Source organism: Burkholderia ubonensis, assembly GCF_902833085.1.
GTDB classification, from domain to species: Bacteria; Pseudomonadota; Gammaproteobacteria; order Burkholderiales; family Burkholderiaceae; genus Burkholderia; species Burkholderia ubonensis.
In genome coordinates, this window is the sequence record NZ_CADFEB010000007.1 from 380,270 (window position 1) to 396,984 (window position 16,715).

Sequence of the window (16,715 nt, forward strand, 5' to 3'; positions counted from 1 at the left end):
CGGAAATCGCGATATCGGATGGGAGATATTCGAGGGTCCGATGATTGATCGGGCGAAGGGCGCGCGGCGCGCGCCCGCCGTTTGCGCGTCGTCAGAACGACACGGTCGTCGTCAGCGTGACGAGACGCGGCTCGCCGACCGCGATGATCAGGTTGCTGTTGCTCGACGGGTAGTAGGTCTTGTCGAGCAGGTTCTTCACGTTGAGCTGGATGCGCGTCGGGAACTTGCCGATCGTCGTCTCGTAGGCCGCGAACGCGTCGACGGTCACGTAGCCGGGCAGCGTGAAGCGGTTTGCCGTATCCCCGGGCCGCGCGCCGACGAAGCGTGCGCCGCCGCCGAAGCGCCAGCGGCCCGGCAGGTTCGCGATGGCCGTGTCGTACACCGCGAACAGGCTGCCGGTGTGATGCGCGACGTTGATCAGCGGCTGGTTGGCGTCGCGGTCGTTCGCGTTCGTATACGCATAGCTGCCGATCACGCTCCAGTGGCGCGTGAGCTGCCCCGCGACGTCGAGTTCGATCCCGCGCGAGCGTGCGGTGCCGATCGTAGACGTCACGTTGTCGACGGTTACCGCGACGTTGCGCTTGTCGATCTGGTAGACCGCGAGCGTGCCGGTGATCGCGGGCTTCAGGCTGAACTTGAGCCCGGCTTCGACCACGCGGCCGAATTCCGGCGCGAGCGGCGCGGCGGCGTTCGACGATACGTTCGGCTTGAACGAGCGGCTCACGTTCGCGTACGCGGTCAGCGCCGGCGTGAGCGCATAGGCGAGCCCGAACTGCGGCAGCCACACGTTTCCGTGCGAGCGGTCCGCGAACACGAACGGCCGCCCCATCCCGGATTCCTGCTGCCAGTCCTCCCAGCGCAGCCCGGCCACCGCGGTGAGCCGGTCGGTCAGGTTCACCGAGTCCTGCAGCACGATCGAATACGCATGCACCTTCGACAGGTTGTCGCTTTGCGTCTTGCTCGGCGTGCCGCCGGGCGCGAGCAGGCCGTAGACGGGATCGAACAGGTTGAAGCCCGGCGTCGCCTTGCCGCGGATCGTGTCGCCGCGGAAGCTGCGCTGCCGCTCGTATTCGCCGCCGACGTAGAGCGCGTGCTTCATTCCCGCGAGCGTCACGTTGCCGAGCAGGCCGAGCGTCGCGATCTGGTCCGAATCGTTGCGCCCGAGGTTCGCGTCGGACGAGCGCATCATCGCGCCCGTCGCGCCGTTCAGGCCGGTGGCGCGCGTGATGAATTGCGCGTAGCGGTCGCGGCCCCAGCCGTAGGTCGCGCGCAGCCGCCACGCGTCGGACAGGCGATGCTCGATGCGTGCGCGGAACGTCTCCTGGATGCCGCTGCTCTGCGACCACGCTTCCTCGTAGCGGCGATCGCGCAGCGCATCGTCGAGGCGGCCGTTGACGAGCGCCGTGCCGCGATCGAACGGCGTCGTGTAGTCGACGTACTGGTAGCTGACGTCGATCGACGTATTCGCGTCGCGCCACGACAGCGCGGGCGCGATCAGCGCGTCGCGGGTGCGGCCGAAGGTGCGCCAGTAGCGGCTCGTGTCGTATTCGCCGGTGAGGCGGAACGCGAGCGTGCCGCCCGCGACCTGGCCAGGCTTGCCGAGCGGGCCGGTGAGATCGAACGTCGCGCCCGCGCCGCCGTGGCTCGTGCGCGTCGCGGAGATCGAGCCGCCGAACGTGTCTTCCGGCTTGCGCGTGACGAGGTTGATCACGCCGCCCGGGTCCTGCATGCCGTAGAGCAGCGACGCGGGGCCCTTCAGCACTTCGACGCGGTCGATCGTCGCGAGATAGCTGTGCAGCACCGGCGTGCGCATGCCGTCGACGAGCACGGAGCCGTCGTTGTTCGAGCCGAAGCCGCGCTTGATGAACGCGTCGCGCGTGCCGCCGAGCGTGTTGGTCTGCGTGACGCCGCTGATGTTGCCGAGCACGTCGTCGAGCGAGCGGGCCTGCTGGTCCTGCATCACGCTGCCGCTGACGACGGCGACGGATTGCGGGATCTTCTCGAGCGGCGTGTCCTGCGCGCCCGCGACCGACGTGGTGCGCGGCTGGTAGCCGATGGTCGGGTCGGCGACGGCCGACGCGTTGACGCTGATCGTCGGCAGAGCGGGGGCGGCCGGGGAAGTCGAAGTGGCCGGCGCGGCGGATTCGCCGGCGGCGGCATGCGCGCCGCTCGCGACGCACAACGTGATCAGGGCGGGCAGGCTCGTGCGCAACGGACGGAAGGCGCCGGTGCGCCGGGACGGTCGGCGGACATGCATGGATCGGTGACGAGTGGAGTACTAAGGATCGGATACAGGAGTGCCGGTGCTTGGGGCGACCGGAGGCGGCATCATATTGCTAATGAGAATCATTTGCAATAAAAGATTACACGATCGAAGCTAGTGTGTCGGTTAGTGCGACCCGTTCGCGGCACGATGGGATGCGCCGGCGACGGGGCGCGCTCACGCGCGCTTGCCGTTCCCCTCCAGCCTCCGCACCGCCTCCGTTACCTCGTTCCTGAACCGCACGAGCGCCGCCTGATCGGGCGCCGGCGGTTGTACGGCCGCCCACAGCATGTCGATCAACTGCGCGGCCGTCGTTTCCGTATCGAGCTTCCGGTGCCCGAGAATCGCGTCCCACAGCACGTGCTCCATCGGCCCGAACACCATCGAGCGCAGCAGGCTCAGCGGCATGTCGGTGCGCACCTGGCCGGCCGCCTGCCCGCGCGCGAGCACGTCCATCAGCGGCGCCGTGTAGCGCCGCTGCAGCGCGGTGAGCTCGTCGCTCAGCGCATGCTGCTTCGCGCGCCCTTCCGACAGCACGAGCGCGCACAGCCCGGTGCCGTTCACCAGCATCAGCCGCAGGTGGGTGCGCACGATGAACGCGAACTGCTGCTGCACCGGCGCATCCTGCGGCATCCCCAGCTCGAACGCCGCGATGATTTCGTCATACCAGTCGGCGATCACCCGTGCGCACAGCTCGCGCTTGCCGCGGAAATAGCTGAACACGGTCGCCTCGGACACGCCCACCCGCTGCGCGATCTCGGCGGCGGTCGCGTGCTCGTAGCCCTTCTCGGCGAACACGTCACGTCCGGCGCGCAGGATGTCCTGCACGCGCTGCTGCGATTTACGGCCGGCGGGCGCGCGGGGCGCGTCGGCGCGTTCAGCCTTGACGGTGTCGGTCATGATGTCGGTCGGATGCACGGCTGTCATCCGGCCATGATATCTGAGTATCACTCAAAAAACTATTGACGACGTCCCGTCCGAAGCGCGAAACTACGCAAAATTTCCGCAGTATTGGCTAACGAATCGGCGCAACAACCGGTTTTGAGCAAAACTCAGAAATCGGTGCGCGCAACGCACTTTCTGGAGACGGAGGAGACATGATCAACTTGCCCGGCGTGCAATTCATGCTCGGTGAAGACATCGAGATGCTGCGCGACGCCGTCGCGAACTTCGCGGCGAAGGAAATCGCGCCGCGCGCGGCGGAAGTCGATCGCACCGACCAGTTCCCGATGGATCTGTGGAAGAAGTTCGGCGACCTGGGCGTGCTCGGGATGACCGTCTCGGAAGAATACGGCGGCGCGAACATGGGCTACACCGCGCACATGGTCGCGATGGAGGAGATCTCGCGCGCGTCCGCGTCGATCGGCCTGTCGTACGGCGCGCACTCGAACCTGTGCGTGAACCAGATCCACCGCAACGGCACCGAAGCGCAGAAACAGAAATACCTGCCGAAGCTCGTCTCGGGCGAGCACATCGGCGCGCTCGCGATGAGCGAGCCGAACGCCGGCTCCGACGTCGTCAGCATGAAGCTGCGTGCGGACAAGCGTGGCGACCGCTACGTGCTGAACGGCACGAAGATGTGGATCACCAACGGCCCCGACTGCGACACGCTCGTCGTCTACGCGAAGACCGACATCGAAGCCGGCCCGCGCGGCATCACCGCGTTCATCGTCGAGAAGGGGATGAAGGGCTTCTCGGTCGCGCAGAAGCTCGACAAGCTCGGGATGCGCGGCTCGCACACGGGCGAGCTCGTGTTCGAGGACGTCGAGGTGCCGGAAGAGAACATCCTCGGCCAGCTCAACGGCGGCGTGAAGGTGCTGATGAGCGGCCTCGACTACGAGCGCGCGGTGCTGTCGGGGGGCCCGACCGGCATCATGGCCGCGTGTCTCGACGCGGTCGTGCCGTACATCCACGACCGCAAGCAGTTCGGCCAGGCGATCGGCGAGTTCCAGCTCATTCAAGGCAAGGTCGCCGACATGTACACGACGTTCCAGGCATGCCGCGCGTACCTGTACGCGGTCGGCCGCCATCTCGACACGGCCGGCAGCGACCACATTCGCCAGGTGCGCAAGGACTGCGCGGGCGTGATCCTCTACACGGCCGAGAAGGCGACGTGGATGGCGGGCGAGGCGATCCAGATCCTCGGCGGCAACGGCTACATCAACGAATACCCGGTCGGCCGCCTGTGGCGCGACGCGAAGCTCTACGAAATCGGCGCCGGCACGAGCGAGATCCGCCGGATGCTGATCGGCCGCGAGCTGTTCGCGGAAACGCTGTAACGCCCACGTCACGCCCACGCCACGCGAACGGAGCCCCGTCGATGCCGATCATCGAATCCAAGCTGAACCCGCGCTCGGAAGAATTCCGCGCGAACACCGCGGCGCTCGAGGCGGTCGTCGCCGACCTGCGCGCGAAGATCGAACAGCTCGCGCAGGGCGGTGGCCCGGCCGCGCGCGACAAGCACCTGTCGCGCGGCAAGCTGCTGCCGCGCGACCGCATCGCGCAGCTGCTCGATCCGGGCACGCCGTTCCTCGAGTTGTCGCAGCTCGCGGCGAACGGCATGTACAACGACGACGCGCCGGGCGCGGGGATCATCACCGGGATCGGCCGGATCGCGGGCCGCGAGTGCGTGATCGTCTGCAACGACGCGACGGTCAAGGGCGGCACCTATTACCCGGTCACGGTGAAGAAGCACGTGCGCGCGCAGGAGATCGCCGCGGAAAACCGCCTGCCGTGCGTGTACCTCGTCGATTCGGGCGGCGCGAACCTGCCGAACCAGGACGACGTGTTTCCCGACCGCGACCACTTCGGCCGCATCTTCTACAACCAGGCGACGATGTCGGCGGCGGGCATCGCGCAGATCGCGGTCGTGATGGGCTCGTGCACCGCGGGCGGCGCCTACGTGCCGGCGATGAGCGACGAGTCGATCATCGTGAAGAACCAGGGGACGATTTTCCTCGGCGGCCCGCCGCTCGTGAAGGCGGCGACCGGCGAGGAAGTGAGCGCCGAGGATCTCGGCGGCGGCGACGTGCACACGCGCCTGTCGGGCGTGGCCGACCATCTCGCGCAGAACGACGCGCATGCGCTGTCGATCGCGCGCAACATCGTCGACCACCTCGCGCCGAAGCTCGCGTCGCCGGTGACGCTGCGCGCGCCGAGGCCGCCGCGCTACGACGCGCAGAGCCTGTACGGCGTGATCCCCGTCGACACGCGCAAGCCGTTCGACGTGCGCGAGGTGATCGCGCGCATCGTCGACGATTCCGAATTCGACGAGTTCAAGGCGCGCTACGGCACGACGCTCGTCACGGGCTTCGCACACATCTGGGGCCATCCGGTCGGGATCGTCGCGAACAACGGCATCCTGTTTTCCGAATCGGCGGTGAAGGGCGCGCACTTCATCGAGCTGTGCTGCCAGCGCAAGATTCCGCTCGTGTTCCTGCAGAACATCACGGGCTTCATGGTCGGCCGCAAATACGAGAACGAGGGCATCGCACGGCATGGCGCGAAGATGGTGACGGCCGTGTCGAACGCGAAGGTGCCGAAGTTCACGGTGATCATCGGCGGCTCGTTCGGCGCGGGCAACTACGGGATGTGCGGGCGTGCATTCGGCCCGCGTTTCCTGTGGATGTGGCCGAACGCGCGGATCTCGGTGATGGGCGGCGAGCAGGCCGCGTCGGTGCTCGCGACGGTGCGCCGCGACGGCATCGAGGCGAAGGGCGGCGCGTGGTCGAGCGATGACGAAGAGGCGTTCAAGCAGCCGATTCGCGACCAGTACGAGCGCCAGGGGCACCCGTACTACGCGAGCGCGCGGCTGTGGGACGACGGCGTGATCGATCCCGCGCAGACGCGCGACGTGCTCGGCCTCGGGCTCGCCGCGTCGATGAACGCGCCGATCGACGACACGCGCTTCGGCGTGTTCCGGATGTAACGAGCAAGGAGCCGACGATGCGATACGAAACCATCAAGGTCAACGAAGCAAACCGCGTCGCGACCGTCACGCTCGCGCGCTCCGACGTGCGCAACGCGTTCAACGAGACGATGATCGCCGAGCTGACGACCGCGTTCGAATGGCTCGACGCGCACGCCGGCGTGCGCGCGGTGGTGCTCGCGGCGGAAGGCCCCGCGTTCTGCGCGGGCGCGGACCTGAACTGGATGAAGAAGATGGCCGGCTACTCGGACGACGAGAACCGCGCCGACGCGCGCAAGCTCGCGCGGATGCTCGAGGCGATCCACCGCTGCGGCAAGCCGGTGATCGCGCGCGTGCATGGCGATGCGTATGCGGGCGGCGTCGGCCTCGTTGCCGCCGCCGACATCGCGATCGCGGCGGACGGCGTGAAGTTCTGCCTGTCCGAAGCGCGGCTCGGGCTGATCCCGGCGACGATCGCGCCGTATGTGGTGCGCGCGATGGGCGAGCGCGCGGCGCGGCGCTATTTCACGACGGCGGAAGTGTTCGACGGCGCGCGCGCGGCGGCGCTCGGCTTCGTGCACGAAACGGTGCCGGCCGATGCGCTCGACGAGACGGTCGAAAAGCTCGCGGCGACGCTGGTCGCGAACGGGCCCGATGCGGTGCGCGCGTGCAAGCGGCTCGTGGCCGACGTCGCGGGCCGTCCGCTCGACGCGGCGCTGATCGAGCAGACCGCCGAATGGATCGCGCGGACCCGCGCGGGCGCGGAAGCGCGCGAGGGCATCGCCGCGTTCCTGGAGAAGCGCACGCCGTCATGGCGGGCGTGACCGCAGCGCGAAGCGTGAACCCCATCCCTTACCGGACGACATCGAAGCCATGTTCGACAAGATTCTGATCGCCAACCGCGGCGAAATCGCCTGCCGGGTCGCCGCGACGTGCCGACGTCTCGGCATCGCGAGCGTCGCCGTCTATTCCGACGCGGACGCGCACGCGAAGCACGTCGCCGCGTGCGACGAGGCCGTGCATATCGGCGGCGCGGCGGTCGCCGACAGCTACCTGCGCATCGAGCGCATCATCGAAGCCGCGCGCGCGACCGGCGCGCAGGCGATCCATCCCGGCTACGGGTTCCTGTCCGAGAACGAGGACTTCGCGCATGCGTGCGAGAAGGCCGGCATCGTGTTCATCGGGCCGCCGGTCGACGCGATCGCCGCGATGGGCTCGAAGGCCGCCGCGAAGGCGCTGATGCATGCGGCCGCGGTGCCGCTCGTGCCCGGCTATCACGGCGACGAGCAGGACGCGGCGCTGCTGCATCGCGAGGCCGATGCGATCGGCTATCCGGTGCTGCTGAAGGCGAGCGCGGGCGGCGGCGGCAAGGGGATGCGCGTCGTCGAGCGCTCCGACGATTTCCCGGCGGCGCTCGCGTCGTGCCAGCGCGAGGCGGCGAGCAGCTTCGGCAATGACCGCGTGCTGATCGAGAAGTACCTGACGCGCCCGCGCCACGTCGAAGTGCAGGTGTTCGGCGACACGCACGGCAATACGGTCTACCTGTTCGACCGCGACTGCTCGGTGCAGCGCCGTCACCAGAAGGTGCTCGAGGAAGCGCCGGCGCCGGGCCTGCCCGATGAGGTGCGGCAGGCGATGGGCGAGGCGGCGGTCGCGGCCGCGCGCGCGGTCGGCTATGTCGGCGCGGGCACCGTCGAATTCATCATGACGGGCGACGCGTTCTACTTCATGGAGATGAACACGCGCCTGCAGGTCGAGCATCCGGTCACCGAGATGGTGACGGGCCTCGATCTCGTCGAGTGGCAACTGCGCGTCGCGGCGGGTGAACCGCTGCCGCTGCAGCAGGCGCAACTATACGTGACCGGGCATGCGATCGAGGCGCGCCTGTACGCGGAGAACCCCGCGCGCGGCTTCCTGCCGTCGACCGGCACGCTGAAGCACCTGCGCCTGCCCGACGGCGTCGAGTTCGCGACCGGCGCGCCGGTGCGCGTCGACAGCGGCGTGCGCGAGGGCGATGCGATCACGCCGTTCTACGACCCGATGATCGCGAAGCTGATCGTGCACGGCGCGGACCGCGAGGAAGCGCTCGGCCGGATGATGCGCGCGCTGCGCGAATGCGAGGTGGTCGGCCTTCATACGAATGCCGCGTTCCTGCAGCGGATCGTCGCGTGCGGGCCGTTCGCGACGGCCGATCTCGATACGGGGCTGATCGAGCGCAACCACGACACGCTGTTCGCGCCGCAACAGCCGCCGCGCGCGGCGCTCGCGCTCGCCTGTGCGGCGCTGCGCGCGCGTGAGCGCGATGCGCTCGCGGACCTTGGCTCGCCGTGGGCGGCGCTGTCGAACTGGCGTCTGAATGCCGGCTACCGCCGCACGCTCGAATGGCGCGCGATCGATCGCGAGTCGGACCTCACCGTGACCGTCCACGACGACGCGGCCGGCAAGCGGCTCGCGATCGGCGACGCGCCGGCGCAGCCGTTCGCGTGGACGCGCGGCGCGAGCCCGCTCGACTTCGACGTGACGCTCGACGGCGTGCGCAGCAGCGGCCGCGTGTATGCGGACGGCGACACGTTCCACGTGTTCACGCAGGGCGCGTCCGAATCGTTCGAATGGCGCAACCTGCTCGCGCACGCGGGCGACACCGAGCACGGCGGCGGGCGCCTGACCGCGCCGATGCCGGGCAAGGTGATCGCGGTGCTGGTCGAGGCCGGGCAGGCGGTCGAGCCGGGCACGCCGCTGATCGTGATGGAAGCGATGAAGATGGAGCACACGATCGGCGCACCGAGCGCGGGCGTCGTCGCGGAAGTGCTGTACGGCGTCGGCGACCAGGTCGCCGACGGCGCGCAATTGCTCGTGATGGCCGAGGCTTGAGCAGCACGTCGGGGCCGGTCGCCGGTCGGCGCGGGCCCTGACCATCCCTGACAGTCCGGCGGCCGGAAGTCCGCTAGACTGGCGGTTAGCGCGCAGCGCCCGAATGGGGCGCGGCCGCGCGCGACACTGCGACCCTCCAACTTCCCATCCTCGCCGACGATGACGTCTCCTGTCCTGAACGGCCTGCGCATCGGCATCACGATCGGCCTGCGCGCCCCCGACGAAAGCCTGTGGATCAACGGCATCAAGCAGAACGCGCTGTTTCTCGCGAAGCTGCTGATGGCGTCGCCGCACGGCTACCGCGTGACGCTCGTCAACACCACCGACGTGCCGCTGACCGATGCGCTGCCGTGGGATCGCGCGGTGTACGACACGCGCGCGTTCGCGGACGCGAAGGACTCGCTCGACGTGCTGATCGAGCTCGGCGGGCAGATCGACGCCGCGCAGACCACGTACCTGAAGGCGCGTGGCGCGAAGCTCGTCAGCTATTGCTGCGGCGTCGAGTACATCAACGCGATGGAGTCGATGCTGTTCGGCCGCCGGCTGTGGGATTCGCTCTTCATCAACCGCGGCTTCGACGAGGTGTGGGCGATCCCGCAGATCGCGCCGTCGTCGCTGCCGTTCCTGCAGTCGCTGCGCCGCTGCCCGGGGCGCGTCGTGCCGTTCGTCTGGGATCCGATGTTCCTGGCCGAGCGCGCCGGCACGCTGCCCGGGCACGGCGAATACCGGCCGAGCGGCGCGAGCGCGAAGCGGCTCACGGTGATGGAGCCGAACCACAACGTCGTGAAGTTCTGCGTGTATCCGCTGCTGATCATCGACGAGGCGTATCGCCGCGAGCCGGACGCGATCGCGTTCACGCACGTGACGAACGCGGACCGTCTCGCGCGCGAGAGCCAGGAGTTCGTGATGCTGATGAACTACCTGGAGGTCGTGCGCGCCGGCAAGGCGAGTTTCGTCGGCCGCTTCGATACGCCGGTGTTCCTGTCCGAGCTGACCGACGTCGTCGTGTCGCACCAGTGGGAAAACCCGCTCAACTACTTCTACTTCGACGTGTGCTGGCAGGGCTATCCGCTCGTGCACAACGCGAGCCTCGCGCCCGATCTCGGCTACTACTACCCGGACAACGACGTGCAGCAGGGCGCTGACGCGCTGCTGCGCGCGCTGCACACGCACGACGACGACTGGGAAGGGTATGCGTTGCGCCAGCGCGAGATCCTGCGGCGCTATACGTCCGCGAACCCGGCGCTCGTCGCCGAGTACGACGCGCTGCTTGCACAATTGATTGGCGCGACGGCGGCGTAGCAGCGTCGCGGGAGCAAAAAAAAACCGCCGAAGTGGGGACTTCGGCGGCTTGCAAGGCACAAAGATGACGGATCCGGGGTGGTCCGTCGGAATTGATTTTAATGTTAACTATCTTGTAAGACTGTTAAAGACAGTCAGTTTTAATTGCCGGTGTGTGATGAATTGATAATCCGGAAAATCAACCTTCATTGAAAATCATAATGAACGAATGGTTGATTCTCCGGGCCTGGTCGAGCCGCACGGCGTGCGTGATTTCAATTCATATGTTCATATGAATAAAGCGCGATCCGGAGAGCCGAATAATAAGATATCTCGGCTTTCATTTATGTAATTTCAATATCGTTAACAGTATTCGAATTTGCTTGTATCTAGAATGGCTTCCGGGTGCGGGAGGGTTCTTTTTCATTCTCCCGCGTTTATTGTGACGAATGGGCCGGTTCGCGCGGCTCGACGTTTTCCGGAGCGCCGGAATGAATGTGGTCGACGCTCGCCTCGAGGCGCAGATGCAAGAGAATCATGACGACGCCGGCCAGCTGTTCGAGCCGACCGCCGCTCATCCCGACCCCGTCGCGGTATGCCGCTTCATCGAGCGCCGGCTCGCGTTTGCGCGCGAGCCCGTCTGCAGGACCGACCTGTCGGGCGGCGTGCTCTACCGCGAATGCCTCGCGCGCCTCGCACGCGGGCAGCGCGACGTGTTGCGGCCCGTTGCGTTCCTGCCGGGTCTCGTATCGATGGGGCTGATGCGCTGGTTCGACCAGCTCGTGGTCAGCCGGACGATCGACAGCCTGCGCGCCGATGCGCAAGCCGTCTACGGCTGCAACGTATCGGCATCGAGCGCGACGGAAGACGCGCAGTGGCAGACGATCTTCGAGCGGCTCCGCGTCGAGCCGGCGGTCGCGCAGCGGCTGGTGCTCGAGATCACGGAAACCGCGCCGCTGGACCCGCTATCCGGTCGTGCGTTCGTCCATCAGGTGCGGCAGACCGGCTGCCGGATTGCGATCGACGATTTCGGCGCGGGCCACAGCGCGCACAACCATTTCGTGGTCGGCCGTCCGGACATCGTGAAGCTGGACCGGTCGATGCTGGCGATGATCCGGGACAACGCGGTCGGCCGGTATCAGGTGCGCCGGCTGGTGGCGCTGACGCACGAGAACGCGGGGCACGTCGTCGTCGAAGGCGTGGAGACCGAGCTCGATCGGCAGATGTCGATCGACGCCGGCGTCCGGTGGGCGCAGGGCGATCACTTTTCCCGGCGTTCGGATGGCGCGTGATGAGATCCGCTCGACGCGATGAAGCCGGGCGGGCTGACGTAGTCTTGAGAGGTGGGGCGGCCGTGGACGCACACAGCAGGATGGCGATGAAGCGCGAGCCGGCGGCGATCCGGGAGGTGGCGGCCATTCTCGTCCGCCTGAGCACGGGGTCGGCCGGCCGGCAGGTCGACATGATCCGCTACTTCGACGGCCTGGAGGCGGTCGCGCGCCGCATCGCGGCGGCGCGCCTGCCGGATTCGGCCAGCCGCGAACTGGCGGCCCGCTATTACTGCGCGGGGATTCTGACGAGCGTGTACGGGCGCGAATCGGCGATTGCGCACGGCATCGCCGGCAGCCTCGAGCAACAGGTGAACGGCCGCGCATCGCGGCGCATCTTCGCGTTGCTGATGCGCGCCGGGCGCAAGCAGGGGCAGGCGTTCATGGACGCGTGCGGGCATCTCGTTCGCGGGTAGCGCTTCCCGAGTTCCCGCATTCCCGCGTCAGCCGATCGCGCGGTCGCCGAACAGCTGCAGGATCTGCTCCGAATGCGCGCGGACGTTGTGCTCCGCCAGCGCATCGACGCCGGCCAGGTATTGCCGGGCCGCCCGCGCGTAGTCGTCGAGCCGCGCATCGTGGGTCTGCGCGGCGGTGGCGATCGCCCGCGCCGCGTCGAAGATGTCGAAGTCCGCGTAGTAGTAGCCGACGTCGCGCAGGAACGGCGAGTTGTGCACCAGCGGGTAGTTGCCGTACAGCGCGTCGTAGAGCAGGTAGTTCAGGCCGTTTTCCCAATGGTGCGACACGACGATGTCGGTGTGGTGCGCGGCCCATGCGACGAACGGCGCGCGCACGTCGGCGGTCGCCTTGCCGTCGCGGACCATTTCCAGCCCGAGCGCGAGATGCTTGAAGGCGGCGTTTTCCTTCTTGTCGAACGTATTGGTCATGTAGACGTGCTCGACCAGCTCCGGATGGGCGACGTAGCACGCGTTCGCCGCGAGCATCGGCACGACCGCGCTCTTGACGACGTTGAGGTTCGGCTCGAAGAACGCGATGCGCTTTGCAGGCCCGTGGTTCCGGTAGCCGAAACGCGCCTTCAGCTCGGGATCGGCGTCGAGGCTGCGCTCGATGAAGTACGGCGACCAGATGTGCGGCAGCACGAACACGGGCGCGCGGTAGACCGCCTGGAAATAGGCCGCGCAGGTGTGCGCATGCTGCGGGTTGGTCCAGATCTCGTCGAACTGCACGCGATGCGGGTTGGGCCGCCAGTCGTTCTTCCCGAAGGTGATCGTTTCGACCGCGATCACGTAGTCGTTGCCGAAACGGTACGACACGCACTTGCCGCCGCGCTGACGGACCGCGTCCGCATGGCTCGGATGAATGAACGCGTTCATCTCGATCAGCAGGTCGGTCTGGTGGACGATCGCCGACAGCGGCCGCAGCGCGTCGCGGAATTCGCTCATCATCAGCGCTTCCGGATAGTCGGCGATGCCGTCGTCGTGCGCGAGCCAGACGTCGCCGACGAGCGGCGACTGCTTCAGCAGCATGTATAGGTACACGCAGTGCTGGTTCGCGCCGTTGTACCAGATCGACTGCGCCGCGTCGCGCTGCACGTTGATCGTTATCGCGACATTGATCTTCATGTCGGTTCTCCGTCGGCGGCGCGTCAGGCGTCGCGATAGAGCGACGCGATCGCGTCGGTATACGCGGCGACGTTGTCCGGGTTGTAGATGCTGACCGAATCGAGCACGCGCTTCGAGCGCTCGCGGTACGCGTCGAGGTTCGCGTCGTGCTCCGCGAACGCCTGCAGCAGCGCGCGGCCGCCGGCCTGGCAGTCGAAGTCCGGATAGAAATACCCGGCATCGCCGAGGAACGGCGAGTTGTGGATCAACGGATAGTCGCCGTACAGCAGTTCGTAATACAGATAGTTCTGCGCGTTTTCCCACGTGTGCGACACCACCGCGTCGCCGAACGCCGCCATGAACTCGTATACCGCGTAGCGGCTCTCGAACGTCGTGAGGCCGTGATCGACGATGTCGAGGCGCTTCGCGAAGTGGACGAAGGTCGTGTGGTCCTTCAGGTGCAGCGTGTTGCACACGCGCACGATCTCCAGAAAGTCCGGCTGCGCGCGATACGCTTCCTCGGCCACAAGCATCGGGATGATGCTCGTCTTCACCATGCAGATGTTCGGCTCGAACATCGTCACGCGCCAGCGCGGTTTGCCGGGCTGGTAGCCGAACGACAAACCGGCGCCGAGCGTCGCGCGCGCCTTGTCGAACAGCATCGGATGCCAGATGTGCGGGACGATCGTCACCGGCGCGCGCAGGCCCGTCTGGTAATAGTGCAGGCACGAGCGCTCGAATTCGGGAATCGTCCACACCGCGTCGTACGGCGCGCCGGAGAACAGGAAGCCCGACGGCTTGTTGAACATCGCGCGCTCGATGTCGATCACGTAGTCGTTGCCGACCCGCATCGTCACCACCTTGCCGCCGCGCTCGCGGAACGCGCGCAGGTAATCGGCGTTGAACTGCGCGCTCATCTCGATCAGCACGTCGCAGCGCTGCATCGCCTCTTCCATCGACAGGAGCGGCACGTTCCATTCGCCGAGCATCATCTGCGGATCGGCGACCTGTTCGCCGCCGTTCACCATCACCGCTTCCGCGACGAGCGGCGATTGCCGCAGCAGCAGGATCAGCAGCAGGCAGTTCTGGAAGATGCCGTTTTCCCACAGCGACTGGCCGGCGCCGCGCACGAACAGCGAGACCCCGACGACGAGACGCTTGCCCTCACCGGGCGCTTGACGGGCTTTGGAGTCCGACATGCGTTTGCTCCGGTTCAGGCGACCAGACGCGCGACGAACGCGTCGAGGTTCGCGGGGTTGTCGATCGAGACCGACTTCAGCAGCCGGTCGGCCTTCGCGCGGTAGTCGTCGAGCCGCGCGTCGTGATGCTGCCATGCGTCGAGCAGCGCGCGGCCGCCCGCCGCCGCATCGAAATCCGGGTAGTAGTAGCCGGCGTCGCCGAGCAGCGTCGAGTTGTGGATCAGCGGATAGCCGCCGTACAGCACGTCGTAGTACAGATAGTTCTGCGGGTTTTCCCAGTGATGGGAGACGACCGCGTCCGCGTGGCGCGCCATGAAGCCGGGCAGGTCGATGCGCGGCTCGAAGGTCGCCTTGTGCTCGCGCACGAGGTCGAGGCTGTTCGCGAAGTGCAGGAAGGTCGGGTGCTCCTTCAGGTGCATCGAATTGACGACGAACAGGTGCTCGACCGCTTCCGGCCGCGCACGATAGAGCTCCTCGCACGCGAGCATCGGGATATGGCAGGTCTTCACGACCGAGATGTTCGGCTCGAGCGTCGCGAGACGCCACGCGGCGCGGCCGGGCTGGTAGCCGAACGTCGCGCCTTCGCTCGCGAGCGCGGCGATGCGCCGGTCGAGGAAGTACGGCGACCAGATATGCGGGATCGTGTAGACCGGCGCGCGCGTGAGCGTGCGCAGCAGCGGCACGTCGATCGTTTTCGACTTTTCCAGCACCCACACTTCGTCGAACGGCGCGCCGTTGAAGATGTGCCCGGACGGCTTCTCGAAGATCGGCGTTTCGGCGAGGCCGCTGTAGGTATGGCCGACGAAGCACGCGATGCGCTTCTTGCCGAGCGCCTGCATGTGCTTGAGCCATTCGACCGGCAGCTGCGCGCCCATCTCGATCACGACGTCGAGTGCGTGCGTGACGTCGTTCGGCTGCACGAGCGGTATGTCGAGGCCGTCGAGGTCGAGCCCGGCGGGCAGCGCGCGCGCGTCGCCGCCGTTCAGGAAGTAGACGGGGCCGACGCGGTCGGAGCGCTTCAGCATCATCGCGAGGTACGCGATGTTCTGGTGGATGCCGTTTTCCCAGATCGCCTGGCCGTCTCGCGCGAACAGCGAGATGCCGACGGCCGGGCGTTCGTTGCGGGCGCCGCGCGAGGCGGCTTGATTGATGTCCGTCACCAGCAAAATTCCTGTGCGGCGCCGCGGGTCCGGCGGCGTCGAACGCCGACGCGCGGACCCGGCGGGCCGGTGGTTGTCACGTGTGCGCCTGCGGCGGCGCGGCCCGCGGAAACGGGCCGGACGGCGCGGATGGCGACATGGGCGGCCAACGCCGGTTCGACGCGTTGTCGCGTTCTGCCGGGCCGGCCGCCAGCGGCGATTGTGGCACGGAAATCGCCGGTTTGTGGAGTCGGGGCGGCCCTGACGAAGGCCGACGCGTTACCGATTGCTGCCAATCGGTATGACAGCCGGCATGACGGCCGGGGAAGATCCGCGCGGCAGCCCGCGAGCGGCCCGGGTTCCGTCGTGCGTATTCCGAAACATCGCCGAAACATCGCCGAAAAATCGCCGAAACTTCACCGAAACATCGGCACGGGTGGCGCGCGACGCAGCGGGTTCAGCGTTCCAGCGAGATCTCGACGCGCCGGTTGCTCGCGCGTCCTTCCGCCGTGGCGTTGGAGGCGACCGGATCGGCGCTGCCGCGCCCCGTCACGGCCAAGGTGCCGGCGTTCAGGCCATGCGACTTCAGATAGCCGGCGACGGCTTGCGCGCGCCGCTGCGACAGCGCGAGATTGGACGCGTCGCCGCCGACCGAATCCGTGTAGCCCGTGACCGACACACGCGTAAACGCCGTATTGCCCTGCCTGGCCAGCAGTGCGTCGAGCGACGCGCGGGCGGTCGGCGTGAGCGTCGCCAGCCCGGTGGCGAACAGCGCGTCGCCCGCGAGATTCACATGTTCGACGGGGGCGGGCGCCGCTGCCGCGGGCGACGACGCCGGCGCCGGCGCAGCGGCTTCCGGCGCGCCGCACTGGAACACCAGCGTAGCCGGGTCGGCATGGTCGCGCAGCGCTTTCGCGGCATCGACCGTGCGCACCGGCTGGTCGCCGCAGAGGTGTTGTGCGGCCTTCATGCAGGTGTTCGGGCCGGAGAAGATTCCGTGGCAGTCGACCTGGTAAGTGCGCACGCCGTCGCGCGGCTGCAGCTCGGATGCGCTGAACGTCGGGCCGGATGCGCTGGAGCATGCGGCGAGGGCTATCGCGGAAAGCGCGAGCACGAAAGAGAGTTTGTTCACGGTGATGTCCTGAATGCGGTCGTTGACGGAAGCGCG

13 protein-coding genes are annotated in these 16,715 nt (G+C 67.6%); 7 read left to right on the forward strand and 6 right to left on the reverse strand.

The window, feature by feature from the left end; all coding sequences use genetic code 11:
- Positions 1–91: 91 nt before the first annotated feature.
- Positions 92–2,257, reverse strand: a complete 2,166-nt coding sequence (locus HWX31_RS21600; RefSeq protein ID WP_174963935.1) for a TonB-dependent siderophore receptor — start codon at positions 2,255–2,257, stop codon at positions 92–94.
- Positions 2,258–2,440: 183 nt separating this feature from the next.
- Positions 2,441–3,190: a TetR/AcrR family transcriptional regulator gene (locus tag HWX31_RS21605; protein ID WP_415494254.1), complete on the reverse strand. Its 750-nt coding sequence runs from the start codon at positions 3,188–3,190 to the stop codon at positions 2,441–2,443.
- 170 nt (positions 3,191–3,360) lie between these two features.
- Here HWX31_RS21605 and HWX31_RS21610 point away from each other — a divergent pair, with 170 nt between their 5' ends.
- The 7 genes from HWX31_RS21610 to HWX31_RS21640 all read left to right on the forward strand — a co-directional run bounded on the left by HWX31_RS21610 (position 3,361) and on the right by HWX31_RS21640 (position 12,066).
- Entirely contained in the window at positions 3,361–4,542 is a 1,182-nt protein-coding gene (locus HWX31_RS21610; protein WP_174963937.1) for an isovaleryl-CoA dehydrogenase, read from the forward strand.
- Between the two features lie 41 nt (positions 4,543–4,583).
- Positions 4,584–6,191 (forward strand): carboxyl transferase domain-containing protein, encoded by a 1,608-nt coding sequence (locus HWX31_RS21615; RefSeq protein ID WP_174963938.1) that lies wholly within the window; start codon positions 4,584–4,586, stop codon positions 6,189–6,191.
- Positions 6,192–6,208: 17 nt separating this feature from the next.
- Entirely contained in the window at positions 6,209–6,994 is a 786-nt protein-coding gene (locus tag HWX31_RS21620) for an enoyl-CoA hydratase/isomerase family protein (protein ID WP_174963939.1), read from the forward strand.
- Positions 6,995–7,043: 49 nt separating this feature from the next.
- Positions 7,044–9,041 (forward strand): acetyl-CoA carboxylase biotin carboxylase subunit, encoded by a 1,998-nt coding sequence (locus tag HWX31_RS21625; protein WP_174963940.1) that lies wholly within the window; start codon positions 7,044–7,046, stop codon positions 9,039–9,041.
- A 159-nt stretch (positions 9,042–9,200) separates the two neighbouring features.
- The gene (locus HWX31_RS21630) at positions 9,201–10,343 is read left to right on the forward strand and encodes a DUF2827 domain-containing protein (RefSeq protein WP_174963941.1); all 1,143 of its coding nucleotides are present in this window, start codon (positions 9,201–9,203) and stop codon (positions 10,341–10,343) included.
- A gap of 470 nt (positions 10,344–10,813) precedes the next feature.
- A complete protein-coding gene (locus tag HWX31_RS21635) occupies positions 10,814–11,614 on the forward strand; it encodes an EAL domain-containing protein (RefSeq protein WP_174963942.1) in 801 nt (266 codons plus the stop codon).
- A 62-nt stretch (positions 11,615–11,676) separates the two neighbouring features.
- Positions 11,677–12,066: a hypothetical protein gene (locus HWX31_RS21640; RefSeq protein ID WP_244143798.1), complete on the forward strand. Its 390-nt coding sequence runs from the start codon at positions 11,677–11,679 to the stop codon at positions 12,064–12,066.
- 27 nt (positions 12,067–12,093) lie between these two features.
- On the opposite strand, the gene HWX31_RS21645 is transcribed toward HWX31_RS21640, so the two are convergent.
- The 4 genes from HWX31_RS21645 to HWX31_RS21660 all read right to left on the reverse strand — a co-directional run bounded on the left by HWX31_RS21645 (position 12,094) and on the right by HWX31_RS21660 (position 16,679).
- Positions 12,094–13,230 carry a DUF2827 family protein gene (locus tag HWX31_RS21645; protein ID WP_174963943.1) on the reverse strand — a complete coding sequence of 379 codons (1,137 nt, stop codon included), beginning with the start codon at positions 13,228–13,230 and terminating at the stop codon, positions 12,094–12,096.
- Between the two features lie 23 nt (positions 13,231–13,253).
- On the reverse strand, positions 13,254–14,408 hold the full coding sequence (locus HWX31_RS21650; RefSeq protein WP_174963944.1) for a DUF2827 domain-containing protein: 1,155 nt from the start codon (positions 14,406–14,408) through the stop codon (positions 13,254–13,256).
- Between the two features lie 14 nt (positions 14,409–14,422).
- Entirely contained in the window at positions 14,423–15,568 is a 1,146-nt protein-coding gene (locus HWX31_RS21655) for a DUF2827 domain-containing protein (RefSeq protein WP_174963945.1), read from the reverse strand.
- Positions 15,569–16,004: 436 nt separating this feature from the next.
- Positions 16,005–16,679 (reverse strand): OmpA family protein, encoded by a 675-nt coding sequence (locus HWX31_RS21660; protein ID WP_174963946.1) that lies wholly within the window; start codon positions 16,677–16,679, stop codon positions 16,005–16,007.
- Positions 16,680–16,715 lie beyond the last annotated feature (36 nt).

Bases quoted from the DNA above. Each gene is read 5' to 3' on its own strand.
- HWX31_RS21600 (WP_174963935.1), bottom strand. From the start codon at position 2,257: ATGCATGTCCGCCGACCGTCCCGGCGCACCGGCGCCTTCCGTCCGTTG.
- HWX31_RS21605 (WP_415494254.1), bottom strand. From the start codon at position 3,190: ATGACAGCCGTGCATCCGACCGACATCATGACCGACACCGTCAAGGCT.
- HWX31_RS21610 (WP_174963937.1), top strand. From the start codon at position 3,361: ATGATCAACTTGCCCGGCGTGCAATTCATGCTCGGTGAAGACATCGAG.
- HWX31_RS21615 (WP_174963938.1), top strand. From the start codon at position 4,584: ATGCCGATCATCGAATCCAAGCTGAACCCGCGCTCGGAAGAATTCCGC.
- HWX31_RS21620 (WP_174963939.1), top strand. From the start codon at position 6,209: ATGCGATACGAAACCATCAAGGTCAACGAAGCAAACCGCGTCGCGACC.
- HWX31_RS21625 (WP_174963940.1), top strand. From the start codon at position 7,044: ATGTTCGACAAGATTCTGATCGCCAACCGCGGCGAAATCGCCTGCCGG.
- HWX31_RS21630 (WP_174963941.1), top strand. From the start codon at position 9,201: ATGACGTCTCCTGTCCTGAACGGCCTGCGCATCGGCATCACGATCGGC.
- HWX31_RS21635 (WP_174963942.1), top strand. From the start codon at position 10,814: ATGAATGTGGTCGACGCTCGCCTCGAGGCGCAGATGCAAGAGAATCAT.
- HWX31_RS21645 (WP_174963943.1), bottom strand. From the start codon at position 13,230: ATGAAGATCAATGTCGCGATAACGATCAACGTGCAGCGCGACGCGGCG.
- HWX31_RS21650 (WP_174963944.1), bottom strand. From the start codon at position 14,408: ATGTCGGACTCCAAAGCCCGTCAAGCGCCCGGTGAGGGCAAGCGTCTC.